At 51.6% G+C, this 20,878-nt stretch carries 21 protein-coding genes and 4 pseudogenes; 12 read left to right on the top strand and 13 right to left on the bottom strand.

Annotated features, from left to right (window positions below; genetic code table 11):
* Nucleotides 1–63 precede the first annotated feature (63 nt).
* Nucleotides 64–336, top strand: coding sequence for a hypothetical protein (locus K3T82_RS42540; RefSeq protein ID WP_220199526.1), 273 nt, complete (start codon nucleotides 64–66; stop codon nucleotides 334–336).
* 294 nt (nucleotides 337–630) lie between these two features.
* On the opposite strand, the gene K3T82_RS42535 is transcribed toward K3T82_RS42540, so the two are convergent.
* The 4 genes from K3T82_RS42535 to K3T82_RS42520 form a co-directional block, all read right to left on the bottom strand.
* Entirely contained in the window at nucleotides 631–1,365 is a 735-nt protein-coding gene (locus K3T82_RS42535; protein WP_220199525.1) for a 3-keto-5-aminohexanoate cleavage protein, read from the bottom strand.
* 174 nt (nucleotides 1,366–1,539) lie between these two features.
* Nucleotides 1,540–1,803: a hypothetical protein gene (locus K3T82_RS42530; RefSeq protein WP_220199524.1), complete on the bottom strand. Its 264-nt coding sequence runs from the start codon at nucleotides 1,801–1,803 to the stop codon at nucleotides 1,540–1,542.
* A 498-nt stretch (nucleotides 1,804–2,301) separates the two neighbouring features.
* Nucleotides 2,302–2,802 (bottom strand): hypothetical protein, encoded by a 501-nt coding sequence (locus K3T82_RS42525; RefSeq protein ID WP_220199523.1) that lies wholly within the window; start codon nucleotides 2,800–2,802, stop codon nucleotides 2,302–2,304.
* Between the two features lie 214 nt (nucleotides 2,803–3,016).
* Complete coding sequence (locus K3T82_RS42520; protein WP_220199522.1) at nucleotides 3,017–3,664, bottom strand: hypothetical protein; 648 nt, start codon at nucleotides 3,662–3,664, stop codon at nucleotides 3,017–3,019.
* Here K3T82_RS42520 and K3T82_RS50630 point away from each other — a divergent pair.
* A pseudogene (locus K3T82_RS50630) lies at nucleotides 3,648–3,818 on the top strand (IS6 family transposase); the annotation flags it as partial. The gene K3T82_RS42520 and the pseudogene K3T82_RS50630 sit on opposite strands and share 17 nt — an antisense overlap.
* A 76-nt stretch (nucleotides 3,819–3,894) precedes the next feature.
* Here K3T82_RS50630 and K3T82_RS49525 read toward each other — a convergent pair.
* From K3T82_RS49525 to K3T82_RS50625, 3 genes and pseudogenes are all read right to left on the bottom strand, one after another.
* Entirely contained in the window at nucleotides 3,895–4,020 is a 126-nt protein-coding gene (locus K3T82_RS49525) for a hypothetical protein (protein ID WP_268886734.1), read from the bottom strand.
* Between the two features lie 82 nt (nucleotides 4,021–4,102).
* Nucleotides 4,103–4,261, bottom strand: coding sequence for a hypothetical protein (locus K3T82_RS48710; protein WP_236031895.1), 159 nt, complete (start codon nucleotides 4,259–4,261; stop codon nucleotides 4,103–4,105).
* Nucleotides 4,262–4,318: 57 nt separating this feature from the next.
* Nucleotides 4,319–4,660: pseudogene (locus K3T82_RS50625) on the bottom strand (DUF3995 domain-containing protein); the annotation flags it as partial.
* 205 nt (nucleotides 4,661–4,865) lie between these two features.
* On the opposite strand from K3T82_RS50625, the gene K3T82_RS42510 reads away from it, so the two are divergent.
* The 3 genes from K3T82_RS42510 to K3T82_RS42500 all read left to right on the top strand — a co-directional run bounded on the left by K3T82_RS42510 (nucleotide 4,866) and on the right by K3T82_RS42500 (nucleotide 9,337).
* Complete coding sequence (locus tag K3T82_RS42510) at nucleotides 4,866–5,003, top strand: hypothetical protein (RefSeq protein ID WP_220199520.1); 138 nt, start codon at nucleotides 4,866–4,868, stop codon at nucleotides 5,001–5,003.
* 327 nt (nucleotides 5,004–5,330) lie between these two features.
* On the top strand, nucleotides 5,331–8,429 hold the full coding sequence (locus tag K3T82_RS48705) for a winged helix-turn-helix domain-containing protein (RefSeq protein WP_236031894.1): 3,099 nt from the start codon (nucleotides 5,331–5,333) through the stop codon (nucleotides 8,427–8,429).
* A 188-nt stretch (nucleotides 8,430–8,617) separates the two neighbouring features.
* Nucleotides 8,618–9,337: an SDR family oxidoreductase gene (locus K3T82_RS42500; RefSeq protein ID WP_220199519.1), complete on the top strand. Its 720-nt coding sequence runs from the start codon at nucleotides 8,618–8,620 to the stop codon at nucleotides 9,335–9,337.
* A 352-nt stretch (nucleotides 9,338–9,689) separates the two neighbouring features.
* Here K3T82_RS42500 and K3T82_RS42495 read toward each other — a convergent pair whose 3' ends face one another.
* Entirely contained in the window at nucleotides 9,690–10,079 is a 390-nt protein-coding gene (locus tag K3T82_RS42495) for a helix-turn-helix domain-containing protein (RefSeq protein ID WP_220199518.1), read from the bottom strand.
* Between the two features lie 402 nt (nucleotides 10,080–10,481).
* A complete protein-coding gene (locus K3T82_RS42490; RefSeq protein ID WP_220199517.1) occupies nucleotides 10,482–10,862 on the bottom strand; it encodes a hypothetical protein in 381 nt (126 codons plus the stop codon).
* Between the two features lie 846 nt (nucleotides 10,863–11,708).
* Between K3T82_RS42490 and fxsT the strand changes: the two genes are divergently transcribed.
* Nucleotides 11,709–14,273, top strand: a complete 2,565-nt coding sequence (gene fxsT, locus K3T82_RS42485; RefSeq protein ID WP_220199516.1) for an FxSxx-COOH system tetratricopeptide repeat protein — start codon at nucleotides 11,709–11,711, stop codon at nucleotides 14,271–14,273.
* A 71-nt stretch (nucleotides 14,274–14,344) separates the two neighbouring features.
* On the opposite strand, the pseudogene K3T82_RS42480 reads toward fxsT, so the two are convergent.
* Nucleotides 14,345–15,131, bottom strand: a pseudogene (locus K3T82_RS42480) (IS6 family transposase).
* A gap of 114 nt (nucleotides 15,132–15,245) precedes the next feature.
* Entirely contained in the window at nucleotides 15,246–15,629 is a 384-nt protein-coding gene (locus K3T82_RS42475; protein WP_220199515.1) for a hypothetical protein, read from the bottom strand.
* Between the two features lie 528 nt (nucleotides 15,630–16,157).
* Here K3T82_RS42475 and K3T82_RS42470 point away from each other — a divergent pair.
* Together K3T82_RS42470 and K3T82_RS42465 are read left to right on the top strand one after the other, a co-directional pair.
* Nucleotides 16,158–16,352: a hypothetical protein gene (locus K3T82_RS42470; protein ID WP_220199514.1), complete on the top strand. Its 195-nt coding sequence runs from the start codon at nucleotides 16,158–16,160 to the stop codon at nucleotides 16,350–16,352.
* A gap of 264 nt (nucleotides 16,353–16,616) precedes the next feature.
* A pseudogene (locus K3T82_RS42465) lies at nucleotides 16,617–17,213 on the top strand (IS6 family transposase); the annotation flags it as partial.
* A 52-nt stretch (nucleotides 17,214–17,265) separates the two neighbouring features.
* Here the strand turns inward: K3T82_RS42465 and K3T82_RS49520 are convergent.
* Both K3T82_RS49520 and K3T82_RS42460 read right to left on the bottom strand, forming a co-directional pair.
* On the bottom strand, nucleotides 17,266–17,397 hold the full coding sequence (locus K3T82_RS49520; protein ID WP_268886738.1) for a hypothetical protein: 132 nt from the start codon (nucleotides 17,395–17,397) through the stop codon (nucleotides 17,266–17,268).
* A gap of 84 nt (nucleotides 17,398–17,481) precedes the next feature.
* Entirely contained in the window at nucleotides 17,482–18,180 is a 699-nt protein-coding gene (locus K3T82_RS42460) for a winged helix-turn-helix transcriptional regulator (RefSeq protein WP_220199513.1), read from the bottom strand.
* 258 nt (nucleotides 18,181–18,438) lie between these two features.
* Between K3T82_RS42460 and K3T82_RS42455 the strand changes: the two genes are divergently transcribed.
* The 4 genes from K3T82_RS42455 to K3T82_RS42440 all read left to right on the top strand — a co-directional run bounded on the left by K3T82_RS42455 (nucleotide 18,439) and on the right by K3T82_RS42440 (nucleotide 20,577).
* Entirely contained in the window at nucleotides 18,439–19,029 is a 591-nt protein-coding gene (locus K3T82_RS42455) for an HD domain-containing protein (RefSeq protein ID WP_220199512.1), read from the top strand.
* Nucleotides 19,029–19,418, top strand: coding sequence for a hypothetical protein (locus tag K3T82_RS42450; RefSeq protein WP_220199511.1), 390 nt, complete (start codon nucleotides 19,029–19,031; stop codon nucleotides 19,416–19,418). The genes K3T82_RS42455 and K3T82_RS42450 overlap by 1 nt, the downstream gene beginning before the upstream one ends.
* A complete protein-coding gene (locus tag K3T82_RS42445) occupies nucleotides 19,415–19,867 on the top strand; it encodes a hypothetical protein (RefSeq protein ID WP_220199510.1) in 453 nt (150 codons plus the stop codon). Before K3T82_RS42450 ends, K3T82_RS42445 begins: the two co-directional genes overlap by 4 nt.
* A gap of 404 nt (nucleotides 19,868–20,271) precedes the next feature.
* Entirely contained in the window at nucleotides 20,272–20,577 is a 306-nt protein-coding gene (locus K3T82_RS42440; protein ID WP_220199509.1) for a BBE domain-containing protein, read from the top strand.
* Nucleotides 20,578–20,878 lie beyond the last annotated feature (301 nt).

Here is a 20,878-nt window from a genome sequence, read left to right as displayed (position 1 = left end):
CTCTTTATGCATCGAGCCACCGACGTGTTGCTTTTCTGTTTGACTCATCTCCGTTGAGAATTCGTGTTTCAGCCGATCTATGCCACTTCCCTCAATCTGATTGAGCCCTGGTGGAAACCCTTACACTCCCTGGCGTTGAAAGGGCGACGCTTTGAAAGCTGGCAGGAGATTGCTGAGGCGGTGGAACAGGCCACCAGCTACTGGAATGGGCATCGTCATCCATATGTGTGGGGACGGCGTCGCCATCAGCCCCGTCGGCCTCCTCTCCCGGTATTGCTGTGGCCGCCGCTACACGCGTTACTTAGCGGATGCACCACTAAAGCTAAAGCCCCTTAGAGCGTGTTTTTGGAATATGCATGGACGTCAGAACATAGGAAATTGTCCTAATCTTCTTTTCTATACACCTTAGCGTCATTTGAAAGGCAAATACGTAGCGAGGCCATATGGGCCAATTTCATAAGTGGTCCAAACTGAGAGAAAACTGCCTTTCCCTCATTGAGAGATTGAGGGAGTCCCAGGATACAGTGTAAAAATCTCTCACTCTGAGTGGTTTTCACACGCATCCTGGGACTCCTTCACTTGCAGCCAGTGTAACGGAAACCTTCGCATGATCGCTCTGTGGGGCGGGTTCTATGCGGTGCTGGCACCTAAACCCACAGCGGCGCGCACGAGTGACGCGTTGCCCGTCGTGCGCTCGCCGCTGGGCTCGTAGAGCGTGTCTTCAAGCCCGATCCGCGTGTCCAGACCGCGGTGGATCGCATCGGTGAGTAGCACCCAGGTAGCCTCGCCATCACCATGCTGCAAGCGTGGGGCCGTCAGGCCGAGCCTGTCCAGCGCTCTGTGAATGTCTTCGACCAAGCCGAGCGCATCGGCGACGCTGACCGCGACCGGCTCAACCAGAATACGGGTGACTTGTCCGCCCAAGCCAGACGCAGCCAGCCGTTCGGCGTCCTCGACGGTCCAGACACCAGCCTCGATGCTAACCCCCGCCTGGATCAGCGCCATCATGACCTCCAGCGAGCCTGGTTCAGACATGTTGACCGACGCGTAGTCGGGGGCACTCCAGGCTCGCACCAAGTCGAGTCGGCGTGAGAGATCGGGTTCGATCCAGGCGCCAGTCGATACACCAACTGGGACCCCGCACGCGTTGCGGACCGCCATGACGACCGCGTCGACGATCCCCGCATTCAGCCGTTCGCGTCCCTCGGCATCACGGGGGTGGAGGTGGATCGCACGCGCCCCTGCTGCCACGCAGGCAGCAGCATCGCGCGCCAATTCCTCGACCGACACCGGCACCGCAGCGTGTGCGGCCTTCGTCAGATCTCCGTTGAGAGTGGCCTGGAGCCCTATTCTGGTTTGGTTCATTGTTCCTCCTGTCGTGGCAAGCAGGCGACTTTCGCCAGTCTAGCCACATCATCCCACAGCCCTACCGAGATAGCAAGCTTAGAGTAAAAAATGAACTGATTATCTGGTCTCTCTGCCCTTAGAGTAATTTAGAGGGGGAAAAACGGAGAGACCCCATTTAGGACATGAGAGCGGTCATTGCTGTCGGGTCTGTTGAAGACGGCGTTGCTCAGAAAGCGCTTGTTGGCACATCAGAGCCGCAAATTGCTCGAGCGGCATGAGTACTTTGTGCAATCCTTTGATAGGAACCTGCTTGAGAGGCTTCTGGCGATGCCGAATGACGAAGACTTGCTGTTGGGCATCAACGCACAAATCAACATATTGCCCGATCTGATCGAGATCCACATAGTAGTTTCCTTCGGCAAGACGCACTGTCCCGTTCTGGCGAACTTTGCGCACACAATGCTGCCCGTGAATGGATGCCAGCGAGATGGTAAATAAGGCGAAGAGAGCGGTCAGGTTTTGAGGTCACGAGTGGTCAATCAGCGCAAAGAATGGTCAACACAATCATTGTCGTTTGAAAAAGCGCTTCCTATCTAGCTTCTTCCATCGGCATGTTGTAAATGAAGAATCAAGGCGCGAGTGGGGCGAGGTGTTCCAGGGGACAGCGTGCCGAAACCTGAAAACTGTACGCTAAGGACAAACGGGGAGAAAAGGGAAACCCAGTACCCCTTTTTCTAACCTAATCCCTCTTTTGCCAAAAAGGAGACCATTCATTTTTGGGTGCTCGTGATGCTGATTTTTCACTTTCAGCAACGAATAATATGGATCAGCACCTGAAATTGAATGGCTCCTTGGTAATCTTATCACCCCACAGAGAAGAACATACTCACGAATGAAACTGAATCAAGCAAGCGGCATCACCGAGAGTGAGCCAGATCTGCGTAATGCCAAAGTCTACACGCGACCGCGCGTAGATAGACGCTGCATGCCAAGCAGCGGTAATCTTGTTGCCCCAATAAGCAAAAAACCGATGAGGCAAGACCAGAATCCAAGCCCACTTCCATTGATCAAGATGCTACGCCATCCTAAGCTAGCAAAATCAAGACATGAAAGGATGAAAATGATTACAATCCAAAGAAGGCCTATTTGGCCGATATTGTTGTACAATCGATGAGGAGAAATCCTTTGACGACGCCACAATGTCCACATTTCTCCTCCTACCTCAAAAATGATAAGTGCAGCAAGGAGCCAAAAAGGAAGAGTCACAAGGAATGCTCCGAGTTTAGGGCTGGGTTGAGCGACGAAGGGAAAAGTCATGAGATTCCACGCAGAGGGGCCTTCTAAAAGATTCCCGTGAGTATGAAAAGGAACAATGTACCAGGGTAAAAAGAAAAAGCCAATCAGAAGGAGAAGGTTGCCTAGAAAAAGGAGGGCAATGTTTGTTCTCTTGTTCATGATATCTCCTCAGTGGTGCATCTGCCAAGCTATAGTAAAAGAGAAACATCCTAACAAAGAGATGTTCCATGCCAAAGATGCTCTTCCAGGTGGCTCATATACTACGTAGTAAGCGTTCCTCAGTGATCATCCCTGCCTGCACCGCACTCAGCTTCGAGACGTGCCGGTAAGGCAAAATGCAGATCTGAATAGCGAACATGCATAAAGAGTTTCCTTACCCTCCAACCACGTTCCAATCCGTCTCGCCTTCTCCCCTGGCCCGCTGCTGTCCGGTATTGGGCGTGTTCGTTTTCCGTCTGGGATGCGATTTGAAGCGCAACACTCCACCGCCTGGCGAAAGTGTCCATGCTCTCCCACAACCAGGGCATTCCACAACCGAGACGCCACTCTGATTGAAGTGCTGGAAGGCAATGGACACGATCCCCGAAAACGTGCAATTGCCTGCTGCAATGGGCTGCGATTCCTCCTTTTTCTGAGGTGGTGTCTGTGTTTCCTGTTTTGTAGGAAGTAACGGAGGCATTTGTTCCTCGTTTGGGGAAGCAACCTGTTTGGCTGGTATCTCACCTGCGGTATCTTTCTCCGTCCCCGATGCCTGGTCCGTTTTGGCCTCTGGTCCTTCTCCGTCAATAATCTGAAAGGTATCGTGGCGCAGCACAAGCAGCTCTGCTGCCTGCTCTAGCCACTTCTCTTGCACATCGGTGCCCTTCGCTTCATAAGATTTTTCGAGAGCGGCAAGCACAAGCTTCATCAAGTTATCCATCGTCACACGGCCTGAGTTCGTGGAGTCAAGAGTTAATTGTGTCAGCCAGTCATAGATCGAACTCGTCCACCGACGAAGGTTCAGTGGCTTTGGAAATTTCAAGTCAGCACATCGCTTCTGCTTGGCGTTTGATGAATTGCGAAATTACCTCCGTTTCCGTCAATACAAGGGAGAAACGGTGTCGCTGGCAGAAAAACGACGAGCGTTTCATGAGAGGCTTGCAACCTTGCAAGTACTCTTTGCCTCGGCCTCATAGGACAACAGCTCTGTTTGAGATACATCGCTTCTCTCTGTGAGCCTTCGAGTTCTCAGTTCTGACAGAATCGACGCTGCTAACTCGCCGTCTGCCATGTTTCCAGCCAGCGCTGATTGCACACGCCATTGCGTAAAGTGAGCATAGGATTGACGTTGGCTCGCCTCCAGCGCATCCCCGAGCCCTTGAGCCGTGCTTGGATCACGAGCTTCGAACCACTCACATATGAGCTAATTACCAAGTTCAGGAGCTACAGTTTTCTGGGCCAATTCCACAAGGTCCCTTATTCAGGGTTTGAAAATTCGCCCATGGAATTGGTACTGATAATACCAGGCTGCAAATCCATAGAGGATACCTCCAAGCAGAAAATACGCATCTATGGCTCGACCTGACCAGAGGGTATACGCAGTTATCTGGCTATCGCCGGTGATTTGTGCGTATGTCATTCCAGTAATCCCCTTTGGGAGAAGACCTGTGGATCGGGACAAATCGTCGATAACTGATGCTCCTGCTCGAAGCGTCAGTATTATTGATCCAATCCAACATGCCGAGAGCAGTATCCAGCGAGGAAGTGATCGACCCCATGATTGAACCGTCGCAAGAGGAACAAGCGTACCGGCAACAAACATGGCAACGACGATAGAAAAGGAGATCCAACTCACTCTATCGTGCGGGAAAGGAGGAAGAGGAGCAGAAGCATCGCCAAAGCCCAAACGGCCCCCATATGCCCAATACACATGAAATGCTATGAATATGACAACCCACCCAAAGGATGTATATCCCGCCCACGTTTTTTGCCCTTGTTCAGGAGGTGTGCCGGAAGAAATCTTGCTGTTGTGATGCATTTTTCAGCAATGGCCTTTCTCTGAAGATGTTTGTTGTGCTCCTTCGCGTTTCTTCAAGCGTGCAGAGGGGCACAGGTATGTCATGCAAGGATACAGCTGAGAGAATACATTGTCGTGGGTCTACAGTCCTGTTTGAAGCAAGACTTTTGACTCAGTGCGATGTTCCCTTCCTCGAGAGACAGTTATAGCGAAAGAAGAAGAGCCCATGCGACAGGAACAAGAGAGCGAAATCTTTTGTGGCTCTGACCCATCTGTATCGAGAACTGTCGTAAGTGATCTGAGTGAGGGTGGAGGTTTGCAAGCAGCAATGTGGGGCGAGACCACGCTGCGTTTTGGTGCCTAGGGGCCCACGGATTGCGCAACGAGATCTCAACAAGCAGCAAAGCGTTCAGAAAGAGGCTTCTTTTCATATTGACTTGAGCAATCGGTACACATCTTTCTCCCTTGTTCTTCCTTGCAGGCGATTTTTCTGCAATCCTGATCGACTGGTAACGCTGAGATCACTATCCAGGCGAAGTGAAGCGTGAACATCGAGAGAATCGCACGATGGGTAATTACCCAACTGCTTGCCTCCCACACATGTTCACATCTTGCAACAATCAACCTGATCTGCTATATTCATCCACATGAACGTGTTGGGTAATTCTTGCATTCATAGGAGAGAGATCGTATGCCAAAGGCTGCGCCGTATCTCCTGACCTGGATTCCAGAACAGCAGGTCTATGCGCTCTCTTCTCAGGGACAGACAGGCGCTCATCTGTTTCAGAGAGAGGATGAGCGTTGGTTTGCATGGCTTGCTACCTGTTCGTCCTTTGCTTTCCAGGGCCAATATGGTCATCTCACGCTGCGCAAAGAGAACAGGAAGCGCGGGGCTGGCTACTGGTACGCGTACCGTACTCAGAATCAGCGTACCAGAAAGCGATATGTGGGGCGCAGTGAAGATCTGATGCTCGCGCACTTAGAAGAATGTGCTTCTCGTCTTACTGGCAACAAACAACCGCCCACTTTACCGCTGACCCCTGTCCCCATGCCAAAGCTCGCACCCTTGCTGGAACCAAAGTTGTGCCTTCCCCGTCTGCAAGCTTCACTAGTTGCTCGCCCGCACCTGCTGACTCGGCTCAACGCCAGTTTGCAACGAAAGCTGACGTTGATCTCAGCTCCTGCTGGTTTTGGCAAAACAACACTAGTCCGCCAATGGGTCAGTATGAGGCACACACGCGAAAAGGAAACTGAGCGCGTAGCCTGGATTTCACTGGATACTGATGATACTGATCCCGTCCGGTTTTGGAGCTATGTGGTCACGGCCTGCCAAGTCTTTCGGCCAGGTATCGGTCAATCTGTCCTCTCCTGGTTATCAGTGGCGTCACAGCCTCCTTTTCCATCTGTTCCTCTAGAAACGATCCTGACCTCATTCCTCAATGACCTCGCTAGCTACGAGGGAAATGGTCTGCTCATCCTGGATGATTATCACGTCATCACAGAACCGCGCATTCACGCAACACTGACCTTTGTCCTTGACCATCTGCCCCCAACGCTTCATCTCATCTTGATTGCCCGTGGCGCCCCGCCGCTTCCCCTACCCCGGTGGCGGGCGTGCAACGAACTGTGTGAAGTGCTTGCAGGGGACCTGCGCTTCTTGGTGGAAGAGATGCAGACCTTTTTGCACCAGGAACTCCCTTTCGCGCTTTCTGCCGAGGCTATTAAGCAGCTCGCTCCTCGTCTGGAAGGGTGGCCTGTTGGGCTGCGTCTGCTGACGTTCCTATTGCAAGGACGAGCGAACCAGGCCGAGGTAGAAACCCTGTTATCTACTTTTAGCGGTGAGCAGCAATCGGTGTTCGACTATTTTGTCACGGAAGTGCTGGATACACAACCAGAACCGCTGCAGCGCTTTCTGCTCTTGACCAGTGTTCTCAGCCGCCTGACGAGTTCCCTGTGCGCAGCCGTGGCTGGCGATGATCAGAGCGAGCACCTCCTCTCCACGCTCAACCAGGCACACCTCTTTCTGGAGTCGCTGGATGGGAACGGCCACTGGTATCGCTACCATGCGCTCTTTGCGGAAGCGATGCGGCGTGAGGCACGTCAGCGCCTGGGAGAGGAGGCGTTGTGTCTGGTCTTGTGCAAAGCAAGTTTCTGGTATGAGGAGCACGGCCTGCTTGAAGAGGCGGTTGAAGCGGCCCTCCAGGCGCAAGATGCTGTCCACGCGGCGACCCTCATGACGCACATCATCGATTTCAATGCCCTGATGTATGTGCCAACACTCTCTCGCTGGCTGAAACACTTGCCTGAAAATGTGCTCAAACAGTACCCCACTTTGTGCTTGAGTTATGCCATCACCCAGTTCTTCATTCACGTCGCCGACCTTCACCTCCAGGCCAATCGGACCCACTTTCGCGCGTTGCTCGAGGAACCACTCCATCAGGCCGAACACACCTGGCAGGCCTCGGGTGACATAGCTCGGCTTGGCGAGGTCTTTGCCTTTCGCGCGCTCCTCGCCAGTAGCAGTCAGGAGGAGATGCAGGAGGCAGTTAACTGGGCAAGACAGGCGTTGGACTGCTTACCAGAGAAACAACTGGCCTGGAGAAGTACCTGCATGCGGATCATGGGCCTCTTCGCCCAACGCGAGGGCCAGTTGAACGCCGCTCGACGCTTTTTTCGTGAAGCCTGTACGCTCAGCAAGACCATTGGCAATCGCCCCATTGCTCGTGTAACAACATTGCTGCTTGGGCAGGTCTCTTTCGAGCAGGCAGAGCTCCATCAGGCGGCGGCCTACTATCAACATGTACTCCACGAAGCCAGAGCACAAAACGATCCGACAGATATGGGACCGGCCCTCTTGTACCTGGCACAGCTTGCCTATGAATGCAATGATCTGCATACGGCACAGCAGTATGTGCAGGAGGCAGCTACGCTTGCGGAACGCATGGAAGATGAGGAACTGCAAGGACATGTGCTGTTCCACCTGGCCCGTATCCAGCATGCCTTGGGGCACAGAACGGAGGCACAAGAACATCTGGCCCGGCTCTTCGTCTGTCTGCAACCCTTTCAGCCGCTCTACCAGGAGGCGCTGCTCTTGCAGGCTCGCTTTCAACTTGATATGGGAGATGTCGCAGCGGTCCAGCGCAGCTACCTGAGGCTCATTGGCGAGCAGGAGCGCAGGCTCCGCACGCCAGCCGTTGCTGAGCAAGAAGAACTCTTGCACGTGCGGCTACGGCTTTCCACAGGAGAGGCACATCTGGCACTAGAACAGCTCCAACGCCTGCTTCCATCTGCGCAGGAGGCGGGACGGGTGCGGCGTGTCCTCGAAATACATCTTCTTATGGCACTTGCATACGCGGCTCTCAAACAGATGCTCGCGGCGCGCCAGCAGGCATGTATTGTTCTGGGACAGGCATGCAGTGAGGAATATCTCCGCTTCTTTCTTGATGAGGGGAAAGTGATTGTTCCATTACTGCGTCATCTTCTGGGCAATGTACATGAAAAGCCTCTGCGTGCTTACCTGCGGAGAATTCTACACGCTTTTGCCTCCGAGCCAGGACAGCCTCCTCTGCCTTCTCCAGCATCTTTGTCGCTGCTTGAGCTGCTTTCACCACAAGAACAGCGCGTGCTCTCCCTGCTGACTGCCGGACACTCCAATCCAGAAATCGCCCGCTCGCTCGTCGTTTCTGTGAATACGGTTCGCACTCAAGTGCAGAGTATTTATCGGAAGTTAGGCGTCAACAATCGTGTGGCTGCCAGCGAAGCGGCTCGCTCCCTACGCCTTCTTTCATAGCGTGCTCCAATCATTCGGTTTTCATCCTGGTGGGTGATGTTGTTTCATCCATCTACCTCGTATACTCTTGCTACAAACACAACAACCGTTTCTTTGTTTGGAGAGCAGGAACAGAAGGAAATATGGCGGCGAAAGCATGGAAATTCCTCGCTTCCTTCTCCCCACAATGAAGAAGCCAAAGGAGAACAATGATGGAGCACCAACGTATTGCTGTCGTTACTGGCGCAAATCGTGGGATTGGTCGCGAGATTGCGCGACAACTTGCAATGCATAGTCTAACGGTTGTGCTTGGAGTGCGAGACCTCTTTCATGGTGAGACGGTGGCGAGGGAGCTTGCTGCTACAGGACTCTCTGTAATGGCATACCAGCTCGATATTACGCATCCACGGCAGGTTGAGCAATTCGTTGAGTATCTCACGAAGACGGTCGGGCGGCTTGATGTATTGGTGAACAATGCTGGTATTCTGCTCGAACCCGATGATGATCTGGCAAGCAAGGTCAGGATGGAAACGATCAAAACAACCTTTGAAACCAACCTTTTTGGCGTCTGGCATCTCACGCAAGCGCTCTTGCCGTTGATGCGACAACAGAACTACGGGCGGATTGTCAACGTCTCTTCTGGCATAGCCGCCTTTGAGAACAATGCGGCTCCTCCAGAACTTGCTCCTGCCTATCGGGTATCAAAAGCCGCACTCAATGCCCTCACAGTGACTCTCGCTGGAGAATTGCAGGGCACAAATATTCTCGTCAATGCTGTCTGTCCAGGATATGTCCGCACCGAGACGCACAACCTAGATGCTCTCCGCACGGTCGTTGAGGGAGCTGACACTCCTGTCTGGCTGGCAACGTTACCCGATGATGGGCCAACAGGAAGCTTCTTTCGAGATCGCCAGCGCATTGCCTGGTGATGGGTGAAAATCGTTTTCCACACTTCATCCCAAACGTCATGAGCCGCAAGCTCATGACGTTTTCCCTCTAATGCTCCTGATGGTGAACTCGAACCACGAAAGGAGGATGGATGGTGAATCTCGCTGATGCTTCTGTCTCTCTTCAAACTTCTTCCCAATCAATGCCTTCAACGCCGTCCTGGTTTGGGGAAGTAACCGTAATCGCGCATTATCTTCGGTGCCTGGGCGTGCTTTCAGCCATTGAAGAACACGTGCGCTTCGCCCGGCGTCGGTTCGGCCATTACGATCTCATTGGCTTTGTCGCCGTGCTCCTGGGGTATGCGATCAGTGGAGAATGCACGCTGGCGGCATTCTATAAACGCGTACAGCCTTTTGCTAACACGTTTATCAGATACTCTGGATCGGGGCTACTGATCTTATGCTGCGGACGAGAGAGCACGATTTCTGCCTCCGCGAGGACCCGACGGATCGTTTGATAGGAGACTCGAATGCCCGTTTGTTCAGCCTTGTAATCGGCTAAGCGTTGAAGGGTCCACATGGAGTAGGGTTGGGAAAGTGTCCGAGGCCGGCGTCTCACATTGGCAATGAGCTGTTCTTCATACCCTTTCGTAATCTTCGATGGAGCTCCTGGCATCGGTCGATCTTGCAATCCTTCAATTCCTTCGGCACCCCAACGCTTGAACCAGTTACGCGCCGTCTGATCATCTGTACGTACTATTTTTGTGATGACTGGGACACTCAAGTGCTGTTCTCCAGCTAAGAGGATGATTTGAGCGCGCGTACGCACTCGCACGTCTCTGTTGTTCGATACAGGTTGTCCAAAGCCTCCACTTCTTGTGCAGTCAGCATCGGGATTTCTAATGGCCGTGGCATGCTTCCCTCCTTCTCCCGATAGTGCACCTCTTTTCCGAAGAAATTGTGGAATTGTACTTAGGGAGTTGTGACCAGGCGCACAACAGAGGGGCAATCATGCCAGGGTAAGCGAGAAGTGGGATATGACGGGGCGAGTGCAATATGGGGAAGGGATGCACCAAGAAGAGGCGGTAAGATTTTTTGCAGTCTTGACAGCAGATTCTCTGCAATGCCGATGTGCACATCGGCATTGCAGAGAATCTGCTGTGTATTCAAACCTCTTACGATACTTTTACTTGGGAGAAGGAGAAGGAGAAGGAGTAGGGGTAGGAGTAGGAAAGGCTGTTGTGAGAACACCTGATAGAGCACCCCCCATCAACATGATTATCAGACCAACAACTGCCGCAGTCAAAGCCATGTTTGAGAGCGCGACCCGGCGATCACTCCCAAAGGAGACCATACGCATAATACCAGCCACCGCAATTCCAATGAGGAAAAACGTAAAACCAAGAGTTCGGATGAGCGCCTGGATACTTGAGGCAAAACCAAGAATCTGTTGATAGGCGTTTTGGCCTGTTCCATTAGGAGGGTTTGGGGCCATTTTGTCAAGATGCTGTAGTACCGTAGCAATATCGCTAAATACTGGTGTAACAGCTTGTAATAGTAAAATCATAACTATTTACCCTTCTGCTAGGAGCATATAGACAGTGAAAAGGGCGGTGTATAGGATCCATAGAAACATTGATTCTATATATTCACCCTTTTGACTTGCATGGTTACGTGCAACTATGATGTTTCACAAGTACCATTACTGCGGTGAAGTAGTGGTACAAAGTGATTGTGTATTTGTGAGCAAAAATCTGCCCCTTGTACGACCGGGGGCAGTATCTGATTACGCGTTGTCAGCAGCGTAACCCTTGCTGTAGTGGTGGGAGAAAACGCAACAGTACATCCAGATTGTTAAGATTACCCCAGATCAGCAACCATTGAGTATGGCAAGAGAGCCAATGATACACAGTTTCAACGATCCATTTTGTTTGCGAAAAGCCTTCAACAATTCGCCAAGGGGGGATAAATGCTGGTCATAACCTATCTTGTCGTTGCTCCGTTTTTTGATACCGCCAAGACGATTGTTTCTATCGGTCGTGCTGTTGAGAATACATCATCACATTCTCTATTACTGATGTCAAAACTATTGGCGTTTTCCCTCTTATCTATGTTCTTTCCTCATTCACCTCTTTTTCTACAGTTCATTCCTTCCTATAAGGCCTATTTACGCTTCCCGTTTTGTTTCCGGACCTCACTGCCTCTAAGAATCGCAACGGTTTCATTACGTTAGAGTGCAAGGGATGAAACAATACCTGCGTTCTACATTATGATCCGCTTCGAATAACAGGGATGCACTTTTATACGAGCGATACGAGCTGTCTTGTATTCCATTCTATAGCTCTTGATGCTATAATACGAGGACAGAGCGGACAGTTTTTGTCCTTATCGGCTTTCTTCAGAAAGAAGTTTCATGAAACAGGAAGAGATACTGCCCTCCTCTCCATCTTCATTCAAAAGTATAGGCCAGCATATCCGTTGGCATCGTCTACATCAAGGTCTTTCACAAGAAGCGTTTGCAGAGGCAATTGGCACTTCAACGAGAAGCCTGCGTCGCTGGGAACAAGATCTCACTATTCCCCAACAGATCTGGCGAGAGCGCCTCTCACAACAGTTGGGTATTGATTTTCGCCATTTGCTGGGAGCCTCTCCTATTGAGGAGAGTGAGCATTTTCTCACCCCTCCTCCTCTTTGGAGCGTGCCTTACGCACGCAATCCCTCCTTCATTGGACGTACAACTCTTCTGCAAACACTCCATCGTTTGCTGACAACAAAACAGTCCGTTGCCCGTACGAAAACGCTTGCTCTCTCTGGGCTGGGTGGTATTGGCAAAACACAGGCAGCGATCGAGTATGCGTATCGCTTCGGGCAGCATTACCACGCTCTCTTCTGGTTGGCAGCAGAAACTGCGGAGAGCCTACTGGCGAGCTTGCAGGAGATTGCGTTCCTTGTACGGCTTCCCGAGTATGAAATTGCAGATCATTCTCTGCTCATTGCAGCGACTCGTCGCTGGCTCGCTTCTCATCAGGAATGGCTCGTTATTGCCGATAATGTGGAAGATCCAGCGATATTGCAGGCGGTCCTCCCACCCTTGAGGCAAGGAGCACTCTTGTTCACGACACGTCGTCAAGCGTTAGGTCCCCTTGTTCAGATGCTGGAGCTACCACCGATGAGTGAGGAGGAGGGTATTGCGCTCTTGCTCTCACGCTCAAGTCTGCATCCCCTCCAGCAAGAAGCGTTTCCCGGGACTTTACAGAACGACGAAACCATCGTGCATGCGAGAGAGCTCACGCGCTTTCTGGAGGGCTTGCCGCTCGCGTTGGACCAGGCAGGTGCCTATCTGCAAGAAGCAGGATGTCGGATAGCTGACTATTTGCAGTTGTGCTATGAACAAAGTAAGGAGATACTGGCGCATCGGGGCCTCCATACGGGAAACCATCCGGCTTCAGTCACGGCCACCGTACAGCTCTCGCTAGAGCAGGTTGCGCTGGAACACCCTACTGCGCCCAAATTGCTCCAATTATGTGCTTTCTTCTCTCCTGATACCATTCCTGAAGATCTGCTCGTGGCGGGGGGCTCTGAACTGGAACCTGAATTAAGTGCCGCTGTGGCAGACCCCTATCAGTTCAATCTCATCTTGGCTGCCTTGCGCAGTGCTTCGCTGGTGACTCGTCATCCCGAGACAAAGACGATCTCAGTACATCGATTGGTGCAAATGGTGGTGCGGGACCTCCTTGAGCCGACGGAGACGCGCCTGTGGAGTGAACAGATCGCGCGTCTGTTCCAGCGTACGTTGCCTGATGTGACACCGGATACCTGGGGGCACTATGAACGATATCTGCCGCATATCCTTGCTTGCCTCCCTCTCTTGGAGCAAGCAAAGGAAACAGTGATAGCGTTTAGTGAGGTGCTGTATAAAGCAGGAAGCTATTTACTGGCACGTGGGCATGTGAAAGAAGCGGAGCCATTGTTGAGGCAAGCTGTCGCGATAGAAGAGCAGGCGTCTCACCCGAACACACAGAAACTGCTTGAGCGATTAGAGAAGCAAGCTGAACTCTATTGGACACAGGGCAAATATGAGTTAGCTGAGCCCCTATTGCAACGGGTTCTTGTGCTTGAGGAACAGAAACTAGATGCTTCCCATCTTCAGACTGCTGAGACGCTCTCGAACCTGGGCCTGTTGTACTGGAGCCAGGGAAAATATGAACAGGCGGAGCCATTGTATGTGCAATCGCTGCATATCCTGGAACAGGAATCGAGCACGCCTCATGAGCTCATTGCAATCACACTGGGGAACCTCGCATTACTCTATTGTAGCCAGGGGAAGTATGAACAGGCGGAGCTATTGTATGTGCGAGCATTAGAGATTAGGGAGAACCAGTTTGGGCCAGAGCATCTTAAGGTTGCCAAAACAAAAAATAATTTGGCGGCTCTCTACAGAGACCAGGGAAAGTATGAACAGGCGGAGCCATTGTACGTGCAAGCATTAAAGATCAGAGAGAAACTCTTGGGGTCAGAGCATCCTGATACGGCCTCCAGTATTAACAATTTAGGCTTCCTCTACTGGAACCAGGGAAAGTATGAACAGGCGGAGCCATTGTACGTGCAAGCATTAAAGATCAGAGAGAAACTCTTGGGACCAGAGCATCCTGATACGGCCAATAGTTTGTACTCTCTGGCGATACTCTATCGTGATCAGGAGAAATACAAGCAGGCAGAGCCATTGTTCGTTCGTGTGCTCTCCATTCAAGAACAACAGTTGGGGCCAGAACACCCAGAAACAGCCTCCAGTCTGCATGCTCTGGCTGTGATGAGACGAGTACAAGGTCTCACAGCCGAGGCACGAACTCTCTTAGACCGTGCTTTGCAGATCCGAACCCGCACGTTGGGGCCAGAGCATCCAAAGACCAAAGAAACCTTATCACTCTCTCGGCACTGTGAGCCCAAAATCACGCGTGAGCAAGAAAGAGAATACTGACAGCTGGACTGGTTGTGTTGCAAGAATTATGAAGAAATCAAAAGAAGAATGAAGTTTCTTCCTGGTGTCGTTTAAGCGACCACTCCAAAGAACCTGGCAATGAAGGCATTCTGGCCTCGCACATCTCCTTTGTTCACGACTTGTAGTTGCCCTTTCCGAATCATGTTTATCACCTCGAAGCCTTGTACGGTTTGCCAAGCTGTCTCGAAGGAAAAGAATCTCATCCCCGGCTTCGTCAACCGCTTGATGAAGCGATGATCTTGTTCGATGAGATTATTGAGATATTTCATCTGTCTTAACTCCACGTGCTGAGGCAGCGCTCCAGCGGATTTGAGCTCACCAATGGCTTTGGGATAGGCCGCGTTCTTGTCGACGTTGATTACACGAGGGGCTGATGTGATGGTTGTGACGTCAGCTAGAGCTATAGGCTGAGTCACCTGCTCAGCAACCGGACATGCCAGAGGTACGAAACGAGCAGTCGAAGCAAGTGTTTTCAGGAAGAAACGTTTCGCTGCCTCGGCATCGCGCGTCGGGCTCAAGAGAAACTCCAGTGTGTTCCCTTCGGAATCGACGGCTCGGTAGAGATAGACCCAGGCTTTTTTTGATCTTAAGATTGGTCTCATCAGCGCGCCAGGAGTCGTTGCATGCTTTGAGATATGGTTGGCAGCGTTTTTCCAGTTCCGGCGCATACCGCTGAACCCAGCGATAGATCGTCGTGTGATCAATACGCAGACCCCATTCGAGCATTATCTCTTCCAGGTCACGATAACTGAGCACATACCGCAGGTACCAGCGCACACAGAGGAGAATCGTGTCGGGCTGAAAGTGACGCCACTTGAATGAATGCTGACGACTCATCAAGGGTACTCCTCGGCTACGCCTCAAATAAAGAAGAAGTTACCATCGCGCCCTCATTCTTGCAACACAACCCTTCTCCGTGCTTTCTGATCATCAAGGCTGATTGATAGTTTTTTACGCCAGCGCAATCGCATACGTTGTTATCGCTTTTATGGGTGCATTGTTCGTTGAGGCGCGGAACTGGTAGACGTCACAGAAAGCAACCGTCTTCCCGTCTTTGAACTTCAGGAATCCATCGGCAGCGCCATTGTATCCGTGCGTGACGATCGTATTGATGATCAGTTCCACAACCTCATCACTTCGAGACCGTTGAAGTTGTGTAAGAACGTCCTGTTTTCCGCTAATACATCGGCGCCCAACCAGGTTCCAGAGGATATCGTCGGTAATTTTGCGGGCAACAAAAGCACTGTCATTGCTGACAGCTGCAACGATAAAATCTTTCAAGAAGAGTTTCTTAGGTGCATTGCCGCAATCTTCATGAACAGTAATCATCACCATGGTGATTTGTGTCCTTTGACTGGAATTCTTGGCGTTTTTCCGCCATGATTGGCCTCTTGGCCAAATTTGGTGAATCGAGATACTGATGAGTGTTTAGAGAAGACTCCTTGAATTGACCTTTGTCATTGAGTATCCCGTATAAGCTCATGGTAACATAATGAATGCGAAAAAACTTCCTCGATCTTGCTGTATCTCGCTCTAGGGGGCGTGAGCTATCTGACTCTTTTCCCTGGTTCTCATAGCCAGGGGGAGAGGAGTACCAGTTTCCACGAACCACGACCAAGGAGTATGAACAAGGATGAACGTTATGTTTGCTCTGGTGAGTGCGATGGGGAAGGGAAGTGTAATCCTGAAGATTGTTGTGCCCTGAGAGGTTGAAGGGGATGTTGGAAGTAGATCTGAAGATACTGGGAGAGGGCATAGATGGTCTGTTGCTTCTCCACTCCGCAATTTGCCTCATAGAGGGCTTTGTGCAGTGCCTGTTCTTTATCCTCATGTTTCAGTGAGTGCTCGAGGAGGAGTACTGTGATGGAAGAAGGACCAATTTCTGAGGTATTGCAACGAGTGAACCAGGTGCATGAGGAAGCGGCCCATCTGGCGCAAGAGCACGGTTGCTGCGATAGGTTTTTCCCTTTCGGGATAGGAGCGTCCGTCCATGGAGATGTTTCTCTCCTGTGTGCTCATGTTGAGGGCACAGCACGTGTTGGTTCTGGCCCCTCTTGAAGTGAGACATCGAATTGAGCAGCACCTGTCGTCTCTGACAACCACAGGCAAGTCATGTGCCACTCAGCGCGCCGTTCGGAATGCATCTCGCTTTACAAAGCGGCCAGTCATTATTACGGACTGATATTACCGACTGGCTGCTTGTAGCGCTCGGCTTCTTGGCCAGGGCTTTCATCACAAGCTTGCTTGGACGGCGTGCTAGGGAAGCGTCAAGATACGTTTGAGAGGCGTTTCAAAAACAGCATTTTCTGCTCGCAGGGGAGTTTAGAGCGTAGCTGTGTTTTTACTCATGAAACGGTTCGAGGCTGGGAAGAGAGGTTTACTCCGTTGATCGCGGACCACTTGCGAAAAAAACATTGTGGCCAAGCAGGGAGATCTTGGTATGTTGATGAAACATACATTAAAATCAATGGAAAATGGGGTTATCTCTATCGGGCCATTGATCGAGATGGCAATCTGGTCGATTCACGACTGAGTGAAAAGCGAGATATGGATGCCGCCAAACAGTTTTTCCGGCAAGCAGTTGAGATGGTTGGTCATAGTCCCGATCAAGTAACAACGGATGGGCATATATCCTCTCCCAAGGCAATCCGTGAAGCGATAGGCAACAATATACTCCATCGAACGAATACGTATCTCAATAATCGGCTGGAGCAAGATCACTAGGGCATCAAACAACGATACTATCCGATGCGTGGTTTTGGATGCTTCGAGGCTGCAGCCCGCTTCTGTCGTGTTTTTGACGAATGACGCAATTATCTTCGTCCGCGTCGGGAGATAGGAGAACCAGTTTCACTTCTGGAACAACGCCGGGCTTTCCTGGAACGACTTGCAGCTCTGCAATCATTCATCCAAGCGGCCTCATCGTTCAGAGAACGAGAGGGAAGCATACAATCTGGTAAATTTTGTGTTTTCAGTTCTGACAGAACCGCTGCAACCAGGTGGCGAAGCGACGAGCATCCTGAGTGTAAAGCACAATCGTTTTGGCAGAAAGATCGGGGCGTTCTTTTAATGTCTCCTGCCAGGCAGCAATCTCATCCCACATGGCTCCTCCTTATTCTCGGCATAGTTCCATTATCGGCTCAGTCTGATTGATCAAGGAAAGTGGGTGATCTCCCTTCCATTGTCTTTATTGATCGCAGGCTCCAGAAACTCCAGACGGAACAGCGCTTCTCCCATCAACATCAAAAAGTTCGAGGAAAGGTGTGAAGAGATCGGAATTACCGTCGAGTTGGACCTTTCGACTCGCCATGGCTTCCTGTGGTAAAAGGTGCCTTTCCTGGAGTTGGAGAAACGTTTCGACATCGGCTGTGACGACGAGGTCCGGGTTCCCGGCACTTCCATAGCTCGCTTCAAGGGAACCATTGGCAATGCGTATGGTATAGGTCTCATCATCCTCAAAGCGCAGTTCATAGACCGCTTGAAGATGACACGCTGCCTCGGATTTGAAGCGCTCACGCAACCCCAGGACCAGTGTCACGGGGCGCAAGAACTGCTCCGGCTGGCGAGGACCAAGGGATTTTGCCCCCCATCGAGTCAATGTCATCAGGATGTCCTCCAGTTCTCGGCCATAGGTGGTCAATTCATAGACGGTTGAGCCTGCTGGCGGAGGAAGCACACGACGACGAATGATGGTTGCCTGCTCCAACTCTTTCAAACGGGCAGCAAGAATGTTGGTGCCCATTCCAGGCAAGCCCTCCAACAAATCCTTATAGCGCTTTGGTCCAAGCAGCAGGTCACGGACAATCAAAAGGGTCCAGCGCTCTCCTAAAAGATCGAGTGCATGTGCCAGAGGGCAATAGTGATGGTAATTTCGCTTGTTGATCATGTGTTCAGTATAACACACGAACTATAGAAAAAGCAAGTAGGGGCTTCTGTTTTTTTGCCATTTACTTGCTTTCTCGAACTTCTTACTATATAATTTGAAAGTCCTATAAGGTTATAGGATGAGAAGAAGAGAGTGGAGGCGGCCCAGACCTGTGAAAATAGGCTCTCGGGTCGCCCGGCCATCATCTTCATCAGAAGTGGAGCGATGCGGAATGCTTCGCCAATCGTCTGTATTTCGTTACCCAGAAAGGTTTTTCCATTGAATCCATTTACTGCTCGTATTCCTGATAGCAACATCGCCAAAGAGGCCACTGAATTACTGCTTGAGGTCTCCCCGGCTTTTCTCGCCAATCATTGTCTGCGCACGTTTGTCTTCGGTGATCTGCTCGGACAAGCAGCCAATTTGAACTATGACCGAGAGATTCTCTATCTTGGTTCGCTGCTGCACGATCTTGGCTTGACCGAACGCTTCGATGGAACGGAGCCCTTTGAAATAGACGGAGCCAATGCAGCCTATGCGTTCCTGAAGGAGCATGGGCTGCCATTAGAGAAGGCTGCACTGGTACGTGAAGCTATCGCCTTGCATCTCTCCCTCGTCGCTGCCCAGAAGCAAGCGGAGATTGCGCTTGTGAGAGCCGGAGCAGGCGTTGATGTCATTGGACGCGGTCTCGAGAGCATCTCCTCGCAAGCCGTCGCCCAGGTGGTTGCCGCCTATCCACGCCTAGGTTTCAAAAAGGGTCTGATCGAGGTGTGTCGCTCCCAGGCCGAGAGAAAGCCCACCTCAACCATTGCAGGTTTGTTCCAACAAGGATTTGCCGATGATGTTTCCACTGCTCCATTTGACGAATAATGACTGGGCAGCAGCAAGAACGGACCCGTCGTCGTTTACGGTTAATACGATGGGCCACCATTCTCGACCTTATCCTCCTGGTGGTCCTTGTGTCCGCATCGCTGGGAGGGAAGAGGGAGATTGTTCGTCTTGTAGGGCCGCTGCACGGCATCAATTTCCTCCTCTTGCTCGCTATGGTGGGAACTGGGACGATTGATGGTCTATGGGGATGGTGGTTCCCGCTGGTCGTTTTGCTGACGACTGGATCACCTGGAGCCCTCCTTGGTGAGTGGATCATTGGTCGGCGCATGATGGTGCAGCAGGTCACTTCCCATGATGACGCTGCATCCGAGCGCGATGAAGATGATCCTCCCTTGTCAGAAACAAGAGAGGATCATCTGGGGAAATGAAAGGAACAGACGTGACGATCCTTCTGGATTGGCTTGTCCGGTATGGACATGTGCTGGGTGCAACATTGTGGGTTGGTGGCTATGCAGTGCTCGCCTTTCTGATCGTGCCTCGCATTGCACAAGGGACAGGCGAGGCATTCGTTCATCTCGCAATCGCCACAGTGCGCATGTTGACCTATACTGGCACGCTCACAATGGGATTTGGCCTCATCCTGATCACCAGAACGAATGGCTTCTCTAACCTCTTTGGAAGTACCTGGGGTAGCTTCATCATCGCGGGATCGGTGATTGCGATTGTGTTGCTGGGCATCGGCGATGGGGCGTTACGTCCTGCAATCCTATCGATTGGGAAAACAGGAGATGCTCCTGCCCGGTGCTTTGCTCTTATCGGGTTTGTCTTGGCGGTGCTAGCGGTTGGGGTCATGACTGGCGCGATGTTTATCGGATAAGAGACAAGGGGAAGAGAGCTACCAGATGATATCTTGTGGCTCTCTTCGCGCCTCTTTTTGTCGCAGTATCTCTCACATCACAGGAAGAAAAAAAAGATGACACAAAATACCTCTTCTTCTCGTAGAGACGAAGACAGATCCATGGAAGCTGGACCCTGCTCGAAAGGGAGAAGCAACGAGCGTATCAGCAGGCACTCCAAGCACTGACAGCACACCTACGAGGGATGTTGGTGCTCCCTGATGATCCTGATTTTGCGTTGGCACAGGCGGTCTGGATATGAACGCACTCTATTCCTTCGCACATTGCACGACGATGTTATCTACACCATCGTTGCTGAGGCCGCCACCGCTTGCTCTCCGGAGACGATAGTACAGATCCGCATCCTCGGTGTGAGATACGTCGGGTGGGCACAGATGCCACTGCCTTTGCTTACAGTGACAAACAGGCGGTGGTCTTGCTCGTCAATTCGGGATCAGGATCGAGCGAGACCAGACAGAGTCAGGTCCGCATGGAGCACGTTTGGCAGGCACTGCGGACCTATGCTGACGGTGCATATGCCAATTACCTCGCCAATGAGGAAGTCGAACGAGTGCATGAGGCCTATCCACCAACCACGTATGCGCGACTGGCAGCATTGAAGCGGCACTACGACCCGACGAATATGTTTCATCTCAACACAAATATCGTTCCTGCGACAATGGAACAGTAAAACCCGACAACCATACACGGCAGAGAAAGTGAGCCATATCGTGGAAGAGAACACCACCCGGCAAGATGGCCCTGGTGAAACAAGAATAGTTCCCAGCCAGAACCCCTGAACAAGACGCATCGCCAGGGTAGTGAAAGCCTTCCCGAAGCTGATCTTGCGTTCACCGCTGCACAGATTGATGAGCAACCAGTTTCTGCTGCCCATCTACACTGGGCGTAAGAGCGGCAAGCGCTACACGATCCCTATAAGCTGCATCGTGGTCGGCGAGACGTTACTCCTGGCAACCGATCGCCCGTGGTGG

The sequence above is a fragment of the Ktedonospora formicarum genome (genome assembly GCF_016587355.1).
Lineage (GTDB): Bacteria > Chloroflexota > Ktedonobacteria > Ktedonobacterales > Ktedonobacteraceae > Ktedonobacter > Ktedonobacter formicarum.
This window is presented reverse-complemented; position numbering and strand designations above follow the sequence as displayed.